At 73.4% G+C, this 20,195-nt stretch carries 16 protein-coding genes and 1 riboswitch; of the genes, 7 read left to right on the top strand and 9 right to left on the bottom strand.

All coding sequences use genetic code 11. The features are described 5' to 3' along the window. Positions 1 to 60 precede the first annotated feature (60 nt). From ACIQWA_RS05945 to ACIQWA_RS05920, 6 genes are all read left to right on the top strand, one after another. A complete protein-coding gene (locus ACIQWA_RS05945; RefSeq protein WP_402478668.1) occupies positions 61 to 546 on the top strand; it encodes a hypothetical protein in 486 nt (161 codons plus the stop codon). Between the two features lie 195 nt (positions 547 to 741). After that, on the top strand, positions 742 to 1,509 hold the full coding sequence (locus ACIQWA_RS05940) for an ABC transporter ATP-binding protein (protein WP_402478666.1): 768 nt from the start codon (positions 742 to 744) through the stop codon (positions 1,507 to 1,509). 29 nt (positions 1,510 to 1,538) lie between these two features. Then, on the top strand, positions 1,539 to 3,446 hold the full coding sequence (locus ACIQWA_RS05935; protein WP_402478663.1) for a hypothetical protein: 1,908 nt from the start codon (positions 1,539 to 1,541) through the stop codon (positions 3,444 to 3,446). A 107-nt stretch (positions 3,447 to 3,553) separates the two neighbouring features. Continuing rightward, a complete protein-coding gene (locus tag ACIQWA_RS05930) occupies positions 3,554 to 4,870 on the top strand; it encodes a sensor histidine kinase (RefSeq protein WP_402478660.1) in 1,317 nt (438 codons plus the stop codon). Further along, complete coding sequence (locus tag ACIQWA_RS05925) at positions 4,834 to 5,490, top strand: LuxR C-terminal-related transcriptional regulator (protein ID WP_402478659.1); 657 nt, start codon at positions 4,834 to 4,836, stop codon at positions 5,488 to 5,490. Before ACIQWA_RS05930 ends, ACIQWA_RS05925 begins: the two co-directional genes overlap by 37 nt. Before the next feature lie 1,134 nt (positions 5,491 to 6,624). Next, entirely contained in the window at positions 6,625 to 7,074 is a 450-nt protein-coding gene (locus ACIQWA_RS05920; RefSeq protein ID WP_402478657.1) for an ArsR/SmtB family transcription factor, read from the top strand. A 30-nt stretch (positions 7,075 to 7,104) separates the two neighbouring features. Here the strand turns inward: ACIQWA_RS05920 and ACIQWA_RS05915 are convergent, their stop codons facing one another. From ACIQWA_RS05915 to ACIQWA_RS05890, 6 genes are all read right to left on the bottom strand, one after another. Then, on the bottom strand, positions 7,105 to 7,683 hold the full coding sequence (locus ACIQWA_RS05915; RefSeq protein ID WP_402478655.1) for a nucleoside deaminase: 579 nt from the start codon (positions 7,681 to 7,683) through the stop codon (positions 7,105 to 7,107). Positions 7,684 to 7,744: 61 nt separating this feature from the next. Then, the gene (locus tag ACIQWA_RS05910; RefSeq protein WP_402478653.1) at positions 7,745 to 9,172 is read right to left on the bottom strand and encodes a nitrate/sulfonate/bicarbonate ABC transporter ATP-binding protein; all 1,428 of its coding nucleotides are present in this window, start codon (positions 9,170 to 9,172) and stop codon (positions 7,745 to 7,747) included. Positions 9,173 to 9,183: 11 nt separating this feature from the next. Continuing rightward, the gene (locus ACIQWA_RS05905; protein WP_402478650.1) at positions 9,184 to 10,950 is read right to left on the bottom strand and encodes an ABC transporter permease; all 1,767 of its coding nucleotides are present in this window, start codon (positions 10,948 to 10,950) and stop codon (positions 9,184 to 9,186) included. 178 nt (positions 10,951 to 11,128) lie between these two features. Further along, the gene (locus ACIQWA_RS05900) at positions 11,129 to 11,587 is read right to left on the bottom strand and encodes a hypothetical protein (protein WP_402478647.1); all 459 of its coding nucleotides are present in this window, start codon (positions 11,585 to 11,587) and stop codon (positions 11,129 to 11,131) included. A 48-nt stretch (positions 11,588 to 11,635) separates the two neighbouring features. Continuing rightward, on the bottom strand, positions 11,636 to 12,025 hold the full coding sequence (locus ACIQWA_RS05895; RefSeq protein WP_402478645.1) for a winged helix-turn-helix domain-containing protein: 390 nt from the start codon (positions 12,023 to 12,025) through the stop codon (positions 11,636 to 11,638). A gap of 112 nt (positions 12,026 to 12,137) precedes the next feature. After that, positions 12,138 to 13,787 carry an NRAMP family divalent metal transporter gene (locus ACIQWA_RS05890; protein WP_402478642.1) on the bottom strand — a complete coding sequence of 550 codons (1,650 nt, stop codon included), beginning with the start codon at positions 13,785 to 13,787 and terminating at the stop codon, positions 12,138 to 12,140. A 320-nt stretch (positions 13,788 to 14,107) separates the two neighbouring features. After that, a riboswitch (M-box (ykoK) riboswitch) is annotated at positions 14,108 to 14,285 on the bottom strand. A 172-nt stretch (positions 14,286 to 14,457) separates the two neighbouring features. Here ACIQWA_RS05890 and ACIQWA_RS05885 point away from each other — a divergent pair. Next, positions 14,458 to 15,783: a YhgE/Pip domain-containing protein gene (locus ACIQWA_RS05885; RefSeq protein ID WP_402478639.1), complete on the top strand. Its 1,326-nt coding sequence runs from the start codon at positions 14,458 to 14,460 to the stop codon at positions 15,781 to 15,783. A gap of 91 nt (positions 15,784 to 15,874) precedes the next feature. On the opposite strand, the gene ACIQWA_RS05880 is transcribed toward ACIQWA_RS05885, so the two are convergent. The 3 genes from ACIQWA_RS05880 to fdhD form a co-directional block, all read right to left on the bottom strand. Further along, on the bottom strand, positions 15,875 to 18,193 hold the full coding sequence (locus tag ACIQWA_RS05880; protein WP_402478636.1) for an FdhF/YdeP family oxidoreductase: 2,319 nt from the start codon (positions 18,191 to 18,193) through the stop codon (positions 15,875 to 15,877). Between the two features lie 110 nt (positions 18,194 to 18,303). Further along, the gene (locus tag ACIQWA_RS05875) at positions 18,304 to 19,221 is read right to left on the bottom strand and encodes a LysR family transcriptional regulator (protein ID WP_402478632.1); all 918 of its coding nucleotides are present in this window, start codon (positions 19,219 to 19,221) and stop codon (positions 18,304 to 18,306) included. Next, entirely contained in the window at positions 19,222 to 20,157 is a 936-nt protein-coding gene (gene fdhD, locus ACIQWA_RS05870) for a formate dehydrogenase accessory sulfurtransferase FdhD (protein ID WP_402478630.1), read from the bottom strand. Positions 20,158 to 20,195 lie beyond the last annotated feature (38 nt).

Genomic DNA, 20,195 nt, shown 5'->3' with positions numbered 1-20,195 from the left:
ACATCGACGCCGACGCCGACGGTGTCGGACCAGGCGGCCCGGTCGGACCAGGTCAGGCAGTTGATCCTGGGGACAGCCAAGGAGAGAGGGACGGCACCTGTCGGTGACGCGTTCACGGAGCTCCGGTTCAGCAACGGCTACGGGCCGGAGCTGATCTGGCAGGCGGAGAAGACCGGTGACATCTGCACGGCGTCGGACCGGGTGCTCGCCCGGGGCTGTGTCCCGCTCGCGGAGATCGCCAAGCGGCCGACTCCGGGAGTCGGCACCTTCGTCGGCGCCAGCCTGTTCGAAGGCAACTGGTCGGTGCTGCTGATGGCCGACGGTGAGACGGTCGATCACATCTCGTGCCAGGGGCGGGACTTCCCGGTCCGCGCCGGGTACTCGATCCCCGTGGACGGCGTGCTCCACACCGTCTACACCGTGGCCGTCCCCAGGAACCTCCAGGGCCGGTACCACGTGGCCGTCCAGCGGGACGGCGGGTCGGCCGAGGAACGCCTCGACATCACCATGGAAAAGGACTACGGCAACGTTCCCGTGGAGTGCTAGCGGCCGAGCGTGACCCGGCGGTGCCCCGCCTCCCGGCCAGGGAGGCGGGGCACCGCCCTTTCGTCTGCCGGGTGGGGGTGGGGCCAGGCCCACCCCGGTCCGGGGTGCAGGTGGATTCTGCGGGCGGGGCGGCGTCCCTAGATTCGATCACGAGCCGCCTCCGGGGCGGGTGGTGGTGAGACGGGGGAGGACACCGTGCGGGGATCGGTGCAGCCGGCGCTGCGGCTGTCGGGGCTGCGGAAGCGGTTCGGGGCGCACGTGGCCGTGGACGGGGTGGACCTGGTGGTGCCGAGCGGCTCGTTCTACGGGCTGGTCGGCCCGAACGGGGCGGGGAAGACCACCGCGCTGTCGATGGCGGTCGGGCTGCTGCGCCCGGACGCCGGGAGTTCGGCGATCCTCGGGGTCGACGTGTGGAGCGACCCGGTGCGGGCCAAGGCGCTGGTGGGGGTGCTGCCGGACGGGATGATGCTGCCGGAGCGGCTGAGCGGTCCCGAACTGCTGCACTATCTGGGGCGGTTGCGCGGGCTGCCGGGTGCGACGGTGGACGCGCGGGCGGCGGAGCTGCTGGCCGTGCTGGAGCTGGACGGGGCCGGGGACACCCCGGTGATCGACTACTCGACCGGGATGCGCAAGAAGATCGGCCTGGCGACGGCGCTGCTGCACGCGCCGCGGCTGCTGGTGCTGGACGAGCCCTTCGAGGCGGTCGACCCGGTGTCGGCGGCGACGATCCGGGCGATCCTGCGGCGCTTCGTCGCCTCGGGCGGCTCGGTGGTGTTCTCCAGCCATGTGATGGCGCTGGTGGAGCAGTTCTGCGACCACGTCGGGGTGATCGCCGGGGGCCGGGTGCTGGCGGCCGGGCCGGTGGCGGAGGTGCGGGCCGGGCGGGGGCTGGAGGACGTCTTCGTCGAGCTGGTCGGTGGCCGGACCGGTGGGGAGGAGGGGCTGTCGTGGCTGGCGTCATGAGGTCCGGGGGTGTCCTGGATCCCGGGCGTGTGCTCGACCCCGCAGGTGTGCCGAACCCCGCCGCCGTGCTGACCGGGATGAAGCTGGCCGTGCTGCGGCGGTCGATGTCCGGCCCGCGGGCCGCGAGCCTGATCGCGGGCGGGGTGTGCGGCGCCCTGGCGGCGGTGGGCACGGCGCTGCTGGGCCTGGTGGACTTCCCGGTACCGGAGGCCGGGGTGGGCACGATCGCCCTGGTGCTGCTGGTCTGGACGGTCGGCTGGGCGGTCGGGCCGACCCTCACCGGCGGGGACCCGACCCTGCGGCTGTCGTACTTCGCGCTGGTGCCCCAGCCCCCGCGTCGGCTCGCGCTGGGCCTGCTGGCCGCCTCGTTCGTCGGCGTCACCCCGGCGGTCGCCCTGGTCGCCTTCGCCGTGCTGGTGGTGTTCGGTGCCGGGCTGGGGCTGCTGCCCGCGCTGGTGGCCGTGCCCGCCATGCTGCTCCAGCTGCTGTTCGTGGTGGTGCTCGCCAAGCTCGGCGTGCAGGGCCTGGGCAGAGTGGCCCGGTCGCGGCTCGGCTGGGAGCTGTCGGCGCTGCTGGTCGGCCTGGTGTGCGGGTTCCTGAACACCGGCTGGTTCGGGATCGCCTTCTTCCTCGACCTGCTGGGCGGCCACTGGGCCCCGACCGTCGGCACGCTGGTGCGCGTCCTGCCCTCCGGCTGGTCGGTGGTCGCCGTGGACGCCGCCCGGCGCTCCGACTGGGCCCTGGTCGGCGCCTGCCTGGGCGGACTGCTCGCCCTGTGCGGGCTGCTGTTCGCCGCCTGGACGGCCCTGCTGGCCCGGCAGTTGGTGCGCGGTACGGCGGGCGGCGGACGGCCCGCCGTCCGTCGGCGCGGCCGCCCGCGGCTCCTCCCGGACACCCCCGGGGCCGCCGTCCTCGGCAAGGAGCTGCGCCTGTGGGTGCGCGACCCACGCCGGGCCCGCTTCCTCCGGATCGCCCTGTGGACCGGCCTGTTCACCGGCCTGCTGCCGGTGCTCGGCGGCTTCCCGACCGTACTGCCGTGGATGGGCGTGGTCCTGGCGCTGTACGCCGGCGCGCTCGGCTCCAGCCTGTACGGCCTGGATGCCGGAGCCCTGTGGCTGACCCTGGTCGCCCCCGGCGCGGAGCGGATCGACGTCCGGGCCCGGCAGTCGGCCTGGCTGCTGCTGGTCGGCCCGGCCGCGCTGCTGCTCAGCGTCGCCGGGACGGTCGCCGCCCCGAACGGCTGGGCCTGGCCCTGGCTGCTGGCCGCCCTGCCGGCTGTGCTCGGTGCGGGGGCCGGGCTGGTGCCGCTGATGTCGCTGCTCGGCCCGGCACCGTTCCCGGACCGGCCGGGCGGCAACCCGCTGGACGGGTTCAGCGACGAGAGCGGCGACCAGGTCCGGATGCAGAGCCTCGCCGTCCTGCTGCTCCAGCTGTTCGCCGCGCTGCCGGCCACCGGCGTGGTGCTGGCCGGGACGCTGCTGCACTGCGCGCCGCTGCGCTGGGGCGGGACGGCGGTCGGCCTGGCCACCGGGCTGCTGTACGCCTGGTGGATGGGCCGGGCGGCCCGGCACCGGCTGGAGACGCGCGGGCCGGAACTGCTGGACGTGATGCGCAAGGGCGTCCGTCGGGCGGCCGGGTCCGCGGACCGCTCGCCGGAGGAGCAGGACCTGCTGGACCGCCTCTCCCGCCGCCGGACCGCGGCCGCCGGGCTGCTGGTCACGGCCGGGGTGCTGAGCACGGCCCCGCAGGGCGGGGTGGCGCTGGCCCTGTCGCTGCTCGCGCCGGCCGATCGGAGCTGGTTCCTGGCCCTGTACCTGCCGCCCGCCTGGCAGGTGCCGGTCGCGTCGGGGTTCATCCTGCTGGGGACGGGGTGCTTCGTGGGGGTGTACCGGCTGATCCGGGCCAAGCAGGCGGCCGAGCGGGCAACCGGCGGGTGAGCCGGGCCGGTTGCCGGGCTGCCATCATGATCGTCCAGCACAGCACAGCACAGCACAGCACAGCAGGGCACAGCACAGAACCGTCGAGCCGACCGGAGGCCCACCCCGTGAGCACCCCGCAGTCCCGAGGCGCCGAGGCGCTGCGCACCGCCCTCCGGGCGCTCGGCCGCCTCGCCGTCTTCACCCTGCTGATCCCGGTCGGCGCCGTGCTGGCCGTGCTCTTCCTGGTCTCGTTCCTGCTCTGGGTCGGTGCCGGGATGGTCCCGCTGTTCCCGGTGACGACCCGGGTGGTCCGCTCCGCCGCCACGGCCGCCCGCTGGGCCTCCGGCCACTGGTCGCAGGTGCCCGTACCGGTGCCGTACGTGCCGCGCCCGGCGCTGGAACGCACCCTGCACGGCTGGTTCTGGACCGGCCACGACTACCACAAGAACCGCTGGTTCGCGGGCTTCGCACTCAAGCTCCGCTGGCTCTGGAACGACCCGGCGACCTGGCGGGACGCCGGCTGGCTGCTGGTCGACCCGCTGATCGGCGGCGGCATCGCGGCCACGCCCGTCCTGCTGACCGGCTACGGCCTGTACGGGCTGGCGCAGCCCGTACTGCCCGAACCCGGCCCCGGCTACGGCCTGTTGCCGCTGCCCGGGCTGCTCGGACCGCTGCTCGGCCTGGTCCTGGTGTCCGCCGGTCTCGCCCTCGCCGGGCCCGCGCTGCACCTGCACGGCCGGTGGACCCGCTCCCTGCTCGGCCCCACCGAGCGCTCCCGGCTGGCCCATCGGGTCGAGCAGCTCACCGAGATCCGGCTGGACGCCACCGAGGCCCAGGCCGCCGAGCTGCGCCGGATCGAACGGGACCTGCACGACGGCGCCCAGGCCCGGCTGGTCGCCGTCAGCCTGCGGCTCGGCGCGGTGGTACCGCTGATCGACCGGGACCCGGAGAAGGCGAAGCAGGTGGTGACGGACGCTCAGGAGAACGTCACCCAGGCCCTGCAGGAGCTGCGCGACCTGGTGCGCGGCATCCACCCGCCGGTGCTCGCCGAGCGCGGCCTCGCCGAAGGGATCCGGGCGCTCGCGCTGGACGTGCCGTTGAAGGTCGAGGTCCGGGCCGAACTGCCCGGCCGGGCCGAGGCGCCGGTGGAGTCGGCGGTGTACTTCGCGGTCAGCGAGGCGCTCACCAACGCGGTCAAGCACGGCGACGCCCGGCACGCCACGGTGGAACTCACCCACGCCGCCGGACTGCTGCGCGCCGAGGTCGCCGACGACGGCCGGGGCGGCGCCGACCCGGAGGGCGGCAGCGGCCTGCGGGGCATCCAGCGCAGGCTGGCGGTGTTCGACGGTACGCTCACGCTGACCAGCCCCCCGGGGGGCCCGACCAGGCTGATCATGGAGCTGCCGTGCGTGTTGTCCTCGCCGAGGACCTCGTCCTGCTGAGGGACGGACTCGAACTCCTGCTGAGCGCCCACGGCCACGACATCGTCGCCGCCGTGGAGAGCGGGCCGGAACTGTCCGCCGCGCTGGCAGAGTACCGCCCCGACATCGCCGTGGTCGACGTCCGGCTGCCCCCCACCTACTCCGACGAGGGCCTCCAGGCCGCGCTGGCGGCCCGCCGGGAACAGCCCGGCCTACCGGTGCTGGTGCTCTCCCAGCACGTCGAGCAGCTCTACGCCCGGGAGCTGATCGCCGACGGCGCGGGCGGCGTCGGCTACCTGCTCAAGGACCGGGTCTCCAAGGCCGACCAGTTCGTGGACGCCGTCCACACCGTCGCGGCCGGCGGCACCGTCATGGACCCCCAGGTCATCACCCGCCTGCTGGCCCGCAACGCCTACGACGAGCCGCTCGCGATGCTGACCCCGCGCGAACGCGACGTGCTCGCGATGATGGCCGAGGGCCGCTCCAACGCCGCGATCGCCCAGCGGCTCCACTTCAGCGAGGGCGCGGTCAGCAAGCACACCTCCAACATCTTCGCCAAGCTCGGCCTCGGCGCCTCCGACGACGACAACCGCCGCGTCCTGGCCGTACTCGCCTACCTGAACGGAACCCGCCCGGAGTAGCCCACACAAGGTCGCCGGGCCCGCCTTCCGGTCCAGGGGCCGGGCGCAGAAGGTCGGGCCGGCCTCTGACGGGGGGCTCTCTGCCGTTGGACGTGGGAAGTCGGCGGGCCCGACCTCTGAGGTCGGGGGGCCGGCTGGGTGGGCACAGAAAGTCGGCGGGCCCGACTTCTGGTGCGCGGCCGGGTTGGCCCGGCGGGGCCGGAGGGTTGGTTGGGCTGGCGTTCTGCTGTTGGGCACGGAAAGTCGGTGGGGTCGACTTCTGGTGCGGGGCCCTTGTGTCGCTGGGCGTGGGATGTCGGCGGGGTGGCCTCTGATGGGGGTTCTCTGCTGTTGGGCGTGGGAAGTCGGCGGGCCCGACCTCTGAGGTCGGGGGGCCGGTTGGGTGGGCACAGAAAGTCGGCGGGCCCGACTTCTGGTGCGGGGCCAGGTTGGCCCGGCGGAGCCGGAGGGCCGCCCGGGCTGGCTGCTGGGGCGGGTCTTCCTGCTGTTGGGCGTGGGAAGTCGGCGGGGCCGACTTCTGAGGTCGAGGGCCGGGGGTGGGCACGGAAAGTCGGTGGAGTCGACTTTTGGTGCGGGGCCAGGTTGGCCCGGCGGGGGTGGAAGGTCGCCCGGGCTGGCTGGTGGGGCGGGCGTTCTGCCTTTGGGCACGGAAAGTCGGCGGGCCCGACTTCTCGTGCGGGGTCAGGTTGGCCCGGCGGAGCCGGAGGGCCGCCCGGGCTGACTGCTGGGGCGGGTCTTCCTGCCGTTGAGCGTGGGAAGTCGGCGGGCCCGACTTCTGGGGTCGGGGGCCGGTTGGGTGGGCACAGAAAGGCGGCGGGGTCGACTTCTGGTGTCGGGCCGGGTTGGCCTGGCGGGGCCGGAGGGTTGGTTGGGCTGGCGTTCTGCTGTTGGGCGTGAGAAGTCGGTGGGGTCGACCTTTGGTGCGGGGCGCTTCTGTCGCTGGGCGCGGGAGGTCGGCGGGCTGGCCTGTGGGTGGGCCTTCGTGCCGTTGGGCCTGGAGGTCGGCGGGGCTGACTTCTGGGGTCGGGGGCCGGTGGGGTGGGCACGGAAAGTCGGCGGGGTCGACTTCTGGTGTGGGGCGGTGGGGGTGGTTGCTGGGGGTGGGGGTGGGGCGGGCGTCGGTACGATCGCCGTATGGGTGGTGCGAAGGACGAGGCCTGGGACGCGGATGCGGCCGAGCGGGCGGTGGCGGTGCTGAAGGCGGTGGCCGATCCGTCGCGGTACCGGCTGCTGTGGGCGTTGAGCCGCCGGGAGCTGCCGGTCAGCGAGCTGGCCGAGCTGTTGGGTGCGCACGTGGCGGCCACCTCGCAGCACCTGGCGAAGCTGCGGGCGGCGGGGCTGGTGGTGGCCCGCCGGGAAGGGACGCGGATCTTCTACCGCGCCACCGAGGTGCGCGGGCTGCTGATCGAGGCCGCCGTGATCGCCAACGACCTGCCGGACCGCAGCGGTGGTGACGGCCGTGGTGGTGACGGTGGCGCGGCCCCGGCCGCCGACACGGCGGAGCAGCCCTTCGCCCGGGCCGCCCGCGCCGCCCGCGCCGTCCGGGGGGTGCGCCGCCGCCCGGCGACCGGCCCGACGGGCTGAGCCGGGGCCCTTCCCGTCCTACGACCTGCCCTACGACCCGTCCTCGCCGCCGCCGTTGCGGATGACCTGGGCGCGGCGGAACAGTTCGTCGGTCTCGGCCGCCAGCACCCCGCCGAGCAGCAGCTGCGGGTGGTAGAAGGACCCGGCGGCCTTGGCCACGGCGACGGCGGACAGGTCGATCTGGTCGAGGCCGGTGCGGCGCAGCCCCTCGATCGAGGTCGCCCACACGACCTGCCCGATCCCGGCCCAGGCGCAGGCGCTCATGCACATCGGGCAGGGCTCGGCGGTGGTGTACAGGGCGGTGCCGCCCCATTCGGGGCTGCCGTAGGGCTGCCCGTAGTCGTCGATGGCGACCATCTCGCCGTGCTGGGTCGGGGTGTCCGCTGAGGCGGTGCCCCGGGCCACCACCCGGCCCGAGCGGACGATCACCGCCCCGAAGGGGTAGCGCTGGTTCCTGCGCCCCTCCTCGATCGCCGCCGCCATGAAGCGCTCGTGGTCCTGCGGCGCAGCGGCGGCCGCGACCGGCGCCGAGTACGGCGCGAGCCCCACCGCGCCGACCGCGCCTGCCGCGCCGACCGCGCCCAGGAAGTGACGCCTGATCAGTGTCAAGGTGTGCTCCATCCGGTCGACGTAAGGGAGTTCCACGGCATTACACGGCATTGTCCCCGCCCTACGCCTCCTCCGACCGGTATTCCTGCCGGGCCGCGTCGTAGCCGAACAGGCCCGCGTAGCGGCCCCAGTCGGTGGCGGTCTCCAGCTGCCGGTCGACCTGTTCGCTGGTGTAGTGGTGGGCGAGGAGGTCGCGGAAGAAGCCGGCGCGGACGGTGGCGCCGGGTGCGCCGCCGAGGCTGTTGGCGATCAGCTTGACCAGGGGGACGTCGAGGGCGGCGTCGGCGAAGAGGGCGCGGGAGTCCTGGACGTCGGCGCGGGCGAAGGCGGTGCCGTCCTCGGTGAGCAGGAGGTCGTCGCCGTGGATCTCGGCGAAGCCGAGCAGGTCGAGGGCGTCGACCTGGGGGAGCATGTCGTCGATGTCGAGGCCGAGTTGGTCGGCGAGGTCGGCGAGGTCGCAGCGGCCGGCGCGGTGGGCGATCATCTCGGCGAGGCCGGAGAGGCCGTCCACGCTGGCGCTGGGCAGCGGGGTGTTGGCGACGGTCCGGCGGTCAGGGCGCTCCGGGTCGACTCGGTCCGAGTCGGGGCCGTCCGGTCCGGTGGGTCCCGGCTCGGTACGGCCGGGTTCGGGCCGGCCGGCGGCCCGGGGGTCCTTGGGCCGGCCGGTCATGATCCGGTAGACCCGGTCGACGAGTTCGTCGAAGGCGGCGGAGTCGCGGTCGCGCGGCCGTTCCAGGTCGACCTCGACGGTCTCCCGGATGGTGCCGTACGGGCGGGAGCCGAGGACGACGACGCGGTCGGCCATCAGCACCGCCTCCTCGATGTTGTGGGTGACCAGGACGACGGCGCGGGTGGGGAACTGTCCGGAGTCCCACAGTTCCATGAGTTCGCCGCGCAGGTTCTCGGCGGTGAGCACGTCGAGCGCGGAGAACGGTTCGTCCATCATCAGCACGTCGGGTTCGACGACCAGGGCCCGGGCGAAGCCGACGCGCTGGCGCATGCCGCCGGAGAGCTCCTTGGGGTAGGCGTTCTCGAAGCCGGTCAGGCCGATCAGGTCGATGGCCTGGTCGGCGGCCCGGGCGCGCTCGCGCGGGGGCACCCCACGGGCCTCCAGGCCGAGTTCGACGTTCTGCCGGACGGTCAGCCAGGGCAGCAGGGCGAAGGTCTGGAAGACGAGCGCGGTGCCGGGGTTGGCGCCGGTGAGGGGGGTGCCGCGGTAGCGGACGGTGCCGGAGCTGGGCGGCAGCAGGCCGGCCAGGCAGCGCAGCAGGGTGGACTTGCCGGAGCCGGAGCGGCCGAGCAGGGCGACGATCTCGCCGGCCCGGACGGTGAGGTCGATCCCGGAGAGCACCGGGAGTTCGCCGTCGGCGCCGGCGTACGACTTGGTGAGGCCGACGGTCTCCAGCAGGATCGCGCCGTCCGCCACGGCGGGCTGGGCGACGGCGACCGCGGGGGCGGGGGCGGGGCGGGAGGAGAACGGGAAGCGCATCGGGGGGAACCTCACTGGAGCGAGTAGCGGCGTTCGGCCAGCCGGTACAACCGGCGCCAGACCAGGCGGTTGAGGGCGACGACGTACAGGCTCATCACCGCGACCCCGGCGAGCAGGTGCGGGTGGTCGCCGCGTTCGGTGGCGCGGGCGATGTACGCGCCGAGGCCGGTGGCGGTGAGGGTGGTGCCGCCGAAGGCGACCACCTCGGAGACGATGGAGGCGTTCCAGGCGCCGCCGGAGGCGGTGATGCCGCCGGTGACGTACGCCGGGAAGATCCCGGGGGCGATCAGCCGCCGCCAGCGTTGCAGGCCGCGCACGCCGAGGTTGTCCATGGCCTCGCGCAGGTCGCTCGGGATGGCCATGGCACCGGCGATGGCGTTGAACAGGATGTACCACTGGGCGCCGAGGGCCATCAGCAGCACGCCGCCGAGGTCGATCGACAGGCCGGTGCGCAGCAGCAGCCAGACCACCAGCGGGAAAAGGAAGTTGGCGGGGAAGCTGGCGAGCACCTGGACCAGGGGCTGGGCGATCCTGGTCAGTCGGGGGGAGAAGCCGATCCGCACGCCGATCGGCACCCAGACGACGGTGGCGACCGCGACCAGCACCACGACCCGGGCCAGGGTGGCGAGGCCGAGCAGCAGGGGCTCGCCGAAGACGCCGAGGCCGGTGGTTCCGGCGAGGTAGCGGCCGAGGTCGACCAGGCCCCAGAGCACGATGCCGCCGGAGACGGCGGCGAACAGGAGGTCGCCGGTGCGCTGCCGGGCGCGGCTGACGGCGAGCGGCCGGTCGTCGGTGCCGAAGACCCGTCCGGCCCGGTTCAGGGCCCGGCCGAGCGGGCGCAGCACCCGGCCGAGCAGGCGGGGCAGCCGGGAGCGGCGCAGCAGGGCGAGTACGACGGAGCGTTGCACCTCGGTGGCCTCGGACTGCTCGTTCTTGAAGCGTTCGGCCCAGGCGGTGAGCGGCCGCCAGAACAGGAAGTTCACGCCGAGGACCAGGACGGCCATGGTGGCGATCGCCCAGCCGACCCGGCCGAGGTCGCCGGCGGCGATGGCGGCGCCCGCGTAGGAGCCGACCCCGGGCAGGGCGTAGCGCTGGTTGTCGACGCTGATCGCCTCGGAGGCGACCAGGAAGAACCAGCCGCCGCCGAAGCTGAGCATGCCGTTCCAGACCAGGCCGATCATGCCGGAGGGCAGTTCGACCTTCCAGAAGCGCATCCACCGGCCGAACCGGAAGGAGCGGGACAGCTCGTCGAGTTCGCGCGGCAGCGCGACCAGCGAGTGGTAGAAGCCGAAGGTCATGTTCCACGCCTGGGACGTGAAGATGGCGAACACGGCCGCGCACTCCAGGCCGAGTTCGGAGCCGGGGAACAGGGCGAGGAAGCCGGTGACGGCCACGGTCAGGAAGGCGAGCACCGGCACCGACTGGAGGATGTCCAGCGCGGGGATCAGCACCCGTTCCAGCCGGCGGCTGCGGGCGGCGGCGTAGGCGTAGCCGAAGGTGAAGCCGATCGAGAGGACCAGCGCGGCGAACATCCGCAGCAGCGAGCGCGCCGCGTCGTAGGGCAGCCGGACCGGGTCGGTGTCCACGGCGGCGTCGCGCGCGGTGGAGAACCGTACGGTGGTGCCCTGTCCGACCCGCAGGGCGAGGTAGAGCAGGACCAGGACGGCCGCGGCCACGACCACGTCCGCCCAGCCCGCCCGGGCCAGGCGGCTCGTCCGGGGCGGCAGTGGGCCCCGGGGCGGGCCCGGGGCGGACTTCGGGAGGGACGGGAAGGACATGGCGGGGACCTCCGGCGCGCAAACCCGGGCAGTCTGCTCCCTTCTGACGTCCGTACGCAAATGAACCCGTGTGCCGGCCCGCCGCTCAGGCGGCCCGCTCCTCGGCGCGCAGCAGGGCCTCGCTGCCGGGCGGCGCGGAGAGCTGGACGTGGTCGAGAGCCGTGATCACTGCGGCCTCCTATCGGGTCTGCTGCCGGGCGGCGGTGACCAGCAGCCGGGCGGTCGGGGTGGGCAGGCCGAGGTGGTCGGCGATCCACTGGGGGTCGTGCCCGTGGGTGGCGAACACCCAGGCGGTGTAGAGCCGGTTGAGGCCGGGGGCGTCGGGGCCGAGCAGGAGCGGGCGGACCTGCTCCATCGGGAAGCCCTCCAGCGAGCGGGCGCTGAACCACTGGGCGTCGTCCTCCCCGAGGGCACCGGCGCGGCCGGTGGGCGGCCGGCCCGCCCGCTGCCGGCTGTGGGCCAGCAGCAGGGCGAGCAGCAGCCCGACGGCGGAGCCGCCGATGAGCACGCCGGAGAGGAACAGGCGCAGCGGGGCCGGGGCGACGCCGAGGGCGGCGACCTGGAGGGCCAGGAGGAGCATGGCGACACAGAGCGCCGTACCTCGGCCGGTCCAGGGGAACAGGGCGGTTCTGGTCATGCGGTGTCCTCCTCCGGTGGTGTCGGCGGTGCTGCGGCGGGGCCGGCCTCAGGCGGCGCGGACCAGCCGGGGGTCGTACTTGTAGCCGATCTGGCGGACGGTGGCGATCGCCTCCCGGTGGCCGGGGCCGAGCTTGCGGCGGATCCGGGCGATGTGGGTGGCGATGGTGCGGGTGTCGCCGGTGTCGGGCCGGCCCCAGACGGACTCCATCAGCTGGCGGCGGGAGTGCACCCGCAGCGGGTTGCCGACCAGGTGGGCGAGCAGCTCGAACTCCAGGTAGGGAAGGTCGAGTTGATGGCCGTCGACGGTGACGGTGCGCTGCTCCGGGTCGACCACCAGGCCGGGGTCCGGGCTGGGGACGGGCCGTGGGGCCGGGGCGGGGGCGGCGGTGGTGTGGTCCGAGAAGATGGCGTCGAGCCTGCGGTAGCGCACGGCCATGGCGGATGCTCCTTCGTCGGGTCGAAGTGAGAGTCGAAGTGAGAGTCGAAGTGAGAGTCGAAGTGAGAGTCGAAGTGAGAGGGGGGGAGGAGAGTCGGTGGGGTGGCTCAGGTCAGTGGTTCAGCGCGGTCTGCACGATCTTGACGATCACCATCACCATCGCGACCAGCAGGTAGGCCCGCAGGGCGCCCATGCCGATCTTGCGGGCGGTGGACATCACCGGCTTCTCCAGGGTTTCCAGCGGGGGCATCCGCCAGTTCTCCCGGCCGGTGCGGTCGATCGGGTCCTCCTTGGTGCCGCGGCGGCCGGAGAGGAAGGAGTACCCGGCGACCAGGACGCCCGCCACCCCGCAGCCGGCCATGATCCGCAGGATCGCGTCCGAGCTGATCTCCGGCCAGACGACGGCCGCGGTGAGGATCAGCGAGAGGGTGACCAGGATGCCGACCACGGCGGCGGTGAAGGCGTTGGTCCTGGGACCGTTCACCCAGGGGCCGAGCACGGCCTTGTCGTTGCAGAGCAGCAGCAGGAAGACGGTGGCGGAGGGCAGCAGCACCCCGGCCAGCACCTGGACGAACTGGGTCATCAGGCCCTGCAGGTACCCGGTGGACAGCAGGGTGATGGCGGCCGCCGCGATCACCAGGCCCGCGTAGACGCCGTAGAAGCCCTTGGCGCCCTTGACCCCGCGGTGCAGGGAGTGCTTGATGCCGAGGACGTCGCCGATGGCGTAGGCGGTGGAGAGCGAGACGGCGAAGGCGCCGATGATCGAGGCGTCCAGCAGGGCGATCGCGAACAGCACGCCCGCCAGGTGGCCGGCCTTGTCCTCGATGCCCTTGGCGACGGCACCGGCGTCGGAGAACTGGCCGAAGCCGTCGGTGCCGGCGAAGGCGGCGGCGGTGAAGCCCATCATGGCGGCGGCGCCGATGATCACGATCGCGATGCCGATCCAGAGGTCGGCCTTCTCGTACTTCATGAAGCGCGGGGTGATCCGCTTGTCGATGACGTACGACTGCTGGAAGAACAGCTGCCAGGGGGCGACGGTGGTGCCGACGATCGAGATGATGACCAGCATGACCGCGGCCAACTCGCCCGCGCCGCCCGGCATCTGCGGCACCACGAAGTCGTGGGCCAACTGCGAGGTCTTCGGGTGGACCATGAAGTAGATCGGCACCAGCAGCAGCGAGCCGACGCACAGGGTCACCGCGACCCGCTCGAAGCGCTGGAAGGAACCGGTGAAGGCCGAGGCGATGATGATCGCCGCCGCCAGCACCACCGAGGCGACCTTGGGCAGGCCCAGGTAGCCGGCCGCGAGCGTGACGCCGATGAACTCGGTGACCAGGGTGAGGGCGTTGAGCAGGAAGAGGTCGATGACGCTGAACGCGCCCCAGAACTTGCCGAACCGCTCCAGGATCAGCCGGGCGTGGCCGACGCCGGTGACCGCGCCCAGGCGCAGCACCATCTCCTGGTTGACGTACAGCACGGGCACCAGCATCAGCAGTGTCCACAGCAGTTGGGTGCCGTAGTTCTGGCCGGCCTGGCCGTAGGTGGAGAAGGCACCGGCGTCGTTGTCGCCGACCATCACGATCAGGCCGGGGCCGACGATCGCCAGCAGGGTCCTGAGTCTCGCCGACAGGCCGTGGCGCGGTGCGTCGTCGTCGAGGCGGATGGTGCCGAGCGCACCCTTGATGTCGCCGACGTGGGCGTCGTCCAGCACGGCCGAACGCGGCTGCGGGACTGTGGAGTTGAGTGTGGCGTTGGTGGTCATGACGTTCCTCCCGTGGACCCCGGGACAGGCGGGGTGATGGGGGCGCGCAGCAGTGACTCCCCTGCGTGCGGGCACGGCGAAGCCGCGTGCGGGGGTGAGCAGTGCGGACGTGTCGTCGGACGCAGTGCTGACGCACCGTCTGATGTGCGCGCAGGGAAGGTTGTTACCGCATGCCGGAGGTGTACGAGGACAGGCGGGGGCGGGGGCTACTGTGGCCCGGACTACTGCAGTCCATGTCTCTCGCCTCCTCCCGGTCGGCGCACCCCGTGGTGCGTGTCATCGACGCGGCAAGGAGCTCGCCGGCGCGCGGAACGGCCACCGGTTCACCCCAACTCGTCAGAGCTTTGGCACTCCACGGCGTGTCCGACCCGCCCGGGCCGGAAGCCACTTCGGATCAACCCTTAGGTCGGGAAGATCTGTCCTAACCCTGGGCGTCTCTCGACGTCGTCGGATCAGTGGCCTGTGTCCGTGAAGAAGCCTCACCGAACGAGGTGCCTTCTTCAAACCTCCAGAAGCATAGACCGGCGGGAGCGCGATACTTGCGCACTTGGTAGAACCTTTACCTTTGCCGAGGCGTGACAGCCGTCCGGGTGACGCGGGTTTGGGCGCCACGTGACGACGGAACGACTTCCCGCCGGATCCGTACCCGCACACGCAGCTGAGGGGTGGCATGGCGACCGCAGGCTCCCAGACCGCAGGACCTCCGGGGGCTCCCCGGCGAGCGAAGGCGCTGGCGCTCGCCCGGCGCCCGAAGCTCTGGCTCTTCCCCGGCGTGCTGTGCGTCCTGGTGGCCGCACTGCTCTCGCTGCTCTACCTGGGCGGCATCGTCAACCCGAGCGGTCACCTGCACCGGCTGCCGATCGCCCTGGTGAACGCCGACCAGGCCCCGCCCCCGCCCGGCCAGCCGGTCAACCTCGGCACCCAGCTGGCCCGCGCCGTGGTGGCCGGGACCCCGGACGACACCGTCCACTGGCGCCAGACCGACGACGCGGGCGCCCGCGACCTGCTCGCCGCCGGCAAGGTCTACGGCGTGCTGCTCGTCCCCGCCGACTTCACCGCCACCGTCACCGCGCTCGCCACCGGCGGGGCCACCCACCGGCCCACCCTCACCGTCCTCACCAACCCCGGCCTGGGTAGCCTCGGCTCCTCGATCGCCGCCCAGATCGCCCAGAACGCCGCCCACCAGGCCTCGGTCGCGGCCGGGCAGCGGCTGCTGGCCGCCGTACCGGCCCAGGGCGGCCCGGGCACCCAGGGCCCGGACACCGGCGCCACCGCCCGACTGCTGCTCGCCGACCCGTTCGCCGTCACCACCCAGGTCGGCCACCCGATCGGCAGCCACAGCGGCCTCGGGCTGAGCGCCTTCTACTTCACCCTGCTCGCCGTGCTGACCGGCTTCATCGGCGGCAACATCATCCACAACGGCGTCGACACCGCGCTCGGCTACAGCGACAGCGAGATCGGCCCCTGGCACACCCGCCGCCCGACCGTCCCGATCAGCCGCACCCAGACCCTGCTGCTCAAGATGCTGATGACCGCCGGGATCATGCTGGTCACCACCTCCCTGGTGCTGCTCTGCGCGGTCGGGATCCTCGGCATGGACGCCCCGCACCAGGCGCTGCTCTGGGTGTTCGCCTACTGCGCCAGCCTGGCCGTCGGCCTCGGCGTGCAGGCGATCAACGCCGCGTTCGGCGGGATCGGGCAGCTGGTGTCCATGTTCGTGTTCATCGCGCTCGCCCTGCCGTCCTCCGGGGCGACCGTCCCGCTCCAGGCGGTGCCCGGCTTCTACCGCTTCCTGGCCGTCTTCGAGCCGATGCGGCAGCTGAGCGACGGCATCCGGGCGATCCTCTTCTTCGACGCCCGCTCGGACGCCGGGCTGGCCCGCGGCTGGGTCATGATCGCCGTCGGGGCGGCGCTGGCCCTGGCCTTCGGCTTCGGGATGACCCGCTACTACGACCGCAAGGGCCTGCACCGCTGGACGCCCCAGCCCTCGGAGTAGCCACTCCTCGGGCCCGGTGACGGTCAGGCCTTGGTGACGGTCAGGCCTTGGTGACGGTCAGGCCTTGGTGACGGTCAGGCCTTGGTGACGGTCAGGCCCTGGTGACGGTCACCTTGAGGTGCTTCATGATCGGCTGGTCGCTCTGGGTGCTGTGGTCGCCGATCGCGCACAGCACGTTCAGCTCCGGCATGTAGCCGGCCGCGCAGCCGCGCGGGATGTCGTACGGGACGGCCAGGTAGCCGTGCACCGAGCGGGTGGAGCCGTCCCGGGCGGTGCTGGTGATGTCCACCGGGTCGAACTCGGCGATGCCGCGCTCGCGCATGTCGTCCGGGTTGAGGAAGACCAGGGTGCGCAGGTTCTGCACGCCCCGGTAGCGGTCGTTGTCCGAGTAGATGGTGGTGTTCCACTGGTCGTGCGAGCGCATCGTGCCGAGCGCCAGGGTGCCCGGCGCGGGGACGACGTCGGGCAGCGGGGCGGCGGAGAACTCGGCCTTGCCGGAGGGGGTGAGGAAGACCAGCTCGCGGGCGGGCTGCTTGATCCGGAAGCCCAGCGGCAGCCGCACCCGGCGGTTGAAGTCCTCGAAGCCGTCCAGCACTTCGGCCATGGTGTCGCGGATCCGGTCGTAGTCCTCGATGTACCACTCCCACGGGGTGGGGCTGTCCGGCAGGGCCGCGCGGGCCATCCCGGCGACGATCGCGGGCTCGGAGAGCAGGTGCGGCGAGGCCGGGCGCTTCATTCCGACCGACAGGTGCACCATGCTCATCGAGTCCTCGACCGAGGTGGACTGCACCCCGGCGCGCTGGTGGTCCTTCTCGGTCCGCCCCAGGCACGGCAGGATCAGCGCCCGGCGGCCGTGCACCAGGTGGCTGCGGTTCAGCTTGGTGCTCACCTGGACGGTCAACTCGCAGGCGCGCAGGGCCTGGTAGGTGTAGGGGGAGTCCGGGGCGGCGAGCGCGAAGTTGCCGCCCATGCCGACGAAGACGGTCACCTCGCCGCGCCGCATCGCCTCGATCGTCCCGACCGTGTCCAGGCCGTGGGCGCGCGGCGGGTCGATCCGGCAGACCGCGCCGAGCCGGTCCAGGAAGGCGTCGGACGGCCGGTGGTCGATCCCGCAGGTGCGGTTGCCCTGGACGTTGCTGTGCCCGCGCACCGGCGAGGGCCCGGCCCCCTCCCGGCCCAGGTTGCCGCGCAGCAGCAGCAGGTTGACGATCTCCCGCACGGTGTCCACCCCGTGCTCGTGCTGGGTGACGCCCAGGCACCAGCTGAAGATCGAGCGGTCCGCCTCGCGGTAGACCCGCGCCGCCTTGAGGATCTCCGCCCGGGCCAGCCCGCTCTGGCGCTCCAGCTCCGCCCAGGGCGTCTCCTCGCAGACGCGCCGGTAGTCCGCGAACCCGCTGGTGTGCCGCTCGATGAACAGCCGGTCCAACGCCCCGTCGTCGGCCGCCGACTGCTCCAGGAGCGCCTTCGCCATGCCGCGCAGCAGCGCCATGTCGCCGCCGATCCGCGGCTGGAGGTTGAGCGTGCTGGTGCGGGTCGCCCGGTTCAGCGCCATGTCGGTGAAGTCGTGCGGGATGATCGTCCGGGTCGCCGCCGCCTCGACCAGCGGGTTGACGTGCACGATCTGCGCGCCGCGCTTGAAGGCCTCGGCAAGCGAGGTGAGCATCCGGGGCGCGTTGGAGGCCGCGTTGACGCCCAGGATGAACAGCGCGTCGGTGACCTCCCAGTCCTTGAGGTCGACCGTCCCCTTTCCGGTGCCCAGTGCCGCCTGGAGGGCCCGTCCGCTGGCCTCGTGGCACATGTTGGAGCAGTCGGGGAGGTTGTTGGTGCCCAGCTCGCGGGCCATCAGCTGGTACAGGAAGGTCGCCTCGTTGCCGAGCCGGCCGGAGGTGTAGAACGCCGCCCGGTTCGGGTCGTCCAGCCCCCGCAGGGTGCGGCCGACCAGGGCGAACGCGTCCTTCCAGCCGATCGGCACGTAGTGGTCGGTGTCCGGGTCGTAGACCATCGGCTCGGTGAGCCGGCCCTGGTCCTCCAGGGCGAAGTCGCTCCACCCGGACAGCTCGGTCACCGAGTGCGCGGCGAAGAACTCCCGGCCGACCCGCTTGCGGGTCATCTCCCAGGTGACGTGCTTGATGCCGTTCTCGCAGATGTCCAGGTGCAGGCCCTTGGTGTCGTCCGGCCAGGCGCAGCCCGGGCAGTCGAAGCCGGTGTTCTCGTGGTTCATCCGCATGACCGCGCGCGGGCCGTCCAGGTACGCCCCCTCGCGGGCCAGGAAGCGGGTGACGCTCTTCGCCGCGCCCCAGCCGGCGGCGGGGTGGTGGTACGGCGCGTAGCGGGGCGGCGCGGCGGGGGCGGGGCCGACCTCCTCCGGCTCGGGGCGGGCGCCGTCGACGGCATCGTCGGAGGTGGTCACGGTGGTCGCCTTCCGTCGCGCGGGTGGGGGCCTCACGGGCCCGGCTCGACGCTACGCCGGGCCGTCGGACCCCGCGCGTCGAACCGCTACGGCCCCCGCGCGTCGAACCGCTACCTCTCCGGCAGGGCGCCCAGCACCCCGGCCAGGTCCGTCCGCCGGGCCACCTCCAGCAGGGCGCGGGCCATCACCGACCCCGGCTCCCGGTCCGCGGTCACCAGCCCGATCGGCGTGCTGTGCACCGGCTCCACCAGCGGGACGGCCCGCATCCCGGGCGGCACGCCGAACACGTGCAGCCAGGCGTACGGCACCACGCTCGCCCAGTGGCCGGTGCGCACGTGCGCGAACAGCGAACCCACCGAGTCGGTCTCCACCCGGGGTGCCGGTGCCAGTCCGAGGCCCGCGAACACCGCGTCCAGCACCCGGCGGCCCTGCATGCCCGGGTGCAGCAGGCACAGCGGCAGCCGGGAGGCCTCCGTCCAGGTGGCGTGCGGCCGCCCGGCGAGACCGTCGGTGGGGCCGGTCAGCAGGACGTACCGCTCCTCGTAGAGCGGGAGGCTGCGCACGCCCTCGGCGCCCTGCTCCGGGAGGTAGCCGAGGCCCGCGTCGATCTCGAAGTTCCGTACCCGGCGCAGGAGTTCGTCGGCGGGCAGGTCGGTGGTCAGCTCCACGGCGGCCAGCGGGTGGGCGGTGCAGAACGGGCCGGTGAGCAGCGGGACGGCGCCCGAGGCGGTCGGCACCGAGCCGATCCGCAGCCGTCCGCTCAGCCCGGTGCGCAGCGCGTCCACCTCGTCCCGCAGGGCGTCCCGGTCGGCCAGGATGCGCTGCGCCCACCGTACGATCCGCTCGCCCTCGGGGGTCAGGCCCTGGTACGCCCGGCCGCGCCGCACCAGCAGCACCCCCAGTTCGTCCTCCAGCTTGCGCAGCGCCTCGGACAGCGCCGGCTGGGAGACCTGGCAGGCCTGGGCGGCGCGGGCGAAGTGCTGCTCGCGGGCGAGGGCGACCAGGTACTCGAGCTGGCGGAACAGCATCTACTCGGCCTCGGCGGCGGTCCCGGCCTCGGCCTCGGCGGCGGTCCCGGCCTCGGCCTCGGCCTCGGTGTCGTCGGGGAGTCCGGTCGGGTCGGTCAGGTCGGCCGGGTCGGTCAGGTCGATCCGGTCGGTGCGGGTGTACACGTTCATCGAGTCGCCGCGCAGGAAGCCGACCAGCGTCAGCCCGCTCTCCTCGGCCAGGTCCACCGCCAGCGAGGACGGCGCGGAGACGGCGGCGAGCGCCGGGATGCCGGCCATCACCGCCTTCTGCACCAGCTCGAAGGAGGCCCGGCCGCTGACCATCAGCACCGTGCCCCGGGCCGGCAGCAGGCCCTCGCGCAGCGCGTGGCCGACCACCTTGTCCACCGCGTTGTGCCGCCCCACGTCCTCGCGCAGGCAGAGCAGCCGGCCCTGCGCGTCGAACAGTCCGGCCGCGTGCAGGCCGCCGGTGCTGTCGAAGACCTTCTGGGCGGCGCGCAGCCGGTCGGGCAGCGCGGTCAGCAGTGCGGGGGTGATCCGCAGCCCGTCCGCCGCGACGCTCCACGGCGCGGTGGTGCGCACCGCGTCCAGGCTGGCCTTGCCGCACAGGCCGCAGGAGGAGGTGGTGTAGAAGTTGCGCTCCAGCGAGGCGTCCGGGGCCGGCACCCCGGCCGCGAGCGCCACGTCCACCACGTTGTAGGTGTTGCCGCCGTCGGCGGTGGCCCCGGCGCAGTAGCGGATCCCGGCCAGGTGGTCGGCGGCGTGCAGCACGCCCTCGCTGACCAGGAAGCCGGCCGCGAGGTCGAAGTCGCTGCCGGGGGTGCGCATGGTCACCGTCAGCGGACGGCCGCCGACCCGGATCTCCATCGGCTCCTCGGCGGCCAGGGTGTCGGGGCGGTGCGAGGGCACGCCCTTGCGCAGCCGCAGGACCCTGCGGGGTACGGTCACTCGGCCCATGGTCGTCGGCTCCTCGGGTGGGTCGCGGGTCGGCCTCG

The organism is Kitasatospora sp. NPDC098652 (assembly GCF_044760155.1).
Lineage (GTDB): Bacteria > Actinomycetota > Actinomycetes > Streptomycetales > Streptomycetaceae > Kitasatospora.
Note: the sequence above shows the minus strand (reverse complement) of the source record. Positions and strands in the feature narration are given on the sequence as shown.

Coding starts and splice junctions, on each gene's coding strand:
- ACIQWA_RS05920 (WP_402478657.1), top strand. CDS start 6,625: ATGGGTGGTGCGAAGGACGAGGCCTGGGACGCGGATGCGGCCGAGCGG.
- ACIQWA_RS05910 (WP_402478653.1), bottom strand. CDS start 9,172: ATGCGCTTCCCGTTCTCCTCCCGCCCCGCCCCCGCCCCCGCGGTCGCC.
- ACIQWA_RS05905 (WP_402478650.1), bottom strand. CDS start 10,950: ATGTCCTTCCCGTCCCTCCCGAAGTCCGCCCCGGGCCCGCCCCGGGGC.
- ACIQWA_RS05900 (WP_402478647.1), bottom strand. CDS start 11,587: ATGACCAGAACCGCCCTGTTCCCCTGGACCGGCCGAGGTACGGCGCTC.
- ACIQWA_RS05895 (WP_402478645.1), bottom strand. CDS start 12,025: ATGGCCGTGCGCTACCGCAGGCTCGACGCCATCTTCTCGGACCACACC.
- ACIQWA_RS05890 (WP_402478642.1), bottom strand. CDS start 13,787: ATGACCACCAACGCCACACTCAACTCCACAGTCCCGCAGCCGCGTTCG.
- ACIQWA_RS05885 (WP_402478639.1), top strand. CDS start 14,458: ATGGCGACCGCAGGCTCCCAGACCGCAGGACCTCCGGGGGCTCCCCGG.
- ACIQWA_RS05875 (WP_402478632.1), bottom strand. CDS start 19,221: ATGCTGTTCCGCCAGCTCGAGTACCTGGTCGCCCTCGCCCGCGAGCAG.
- fdhD (WP_402478630.1), bottom strand. CDS start 20,157: ATGGGCCGAGTGACCGTACCCCGCAGGGTCCTGCGGCTGCGCAAGGGC.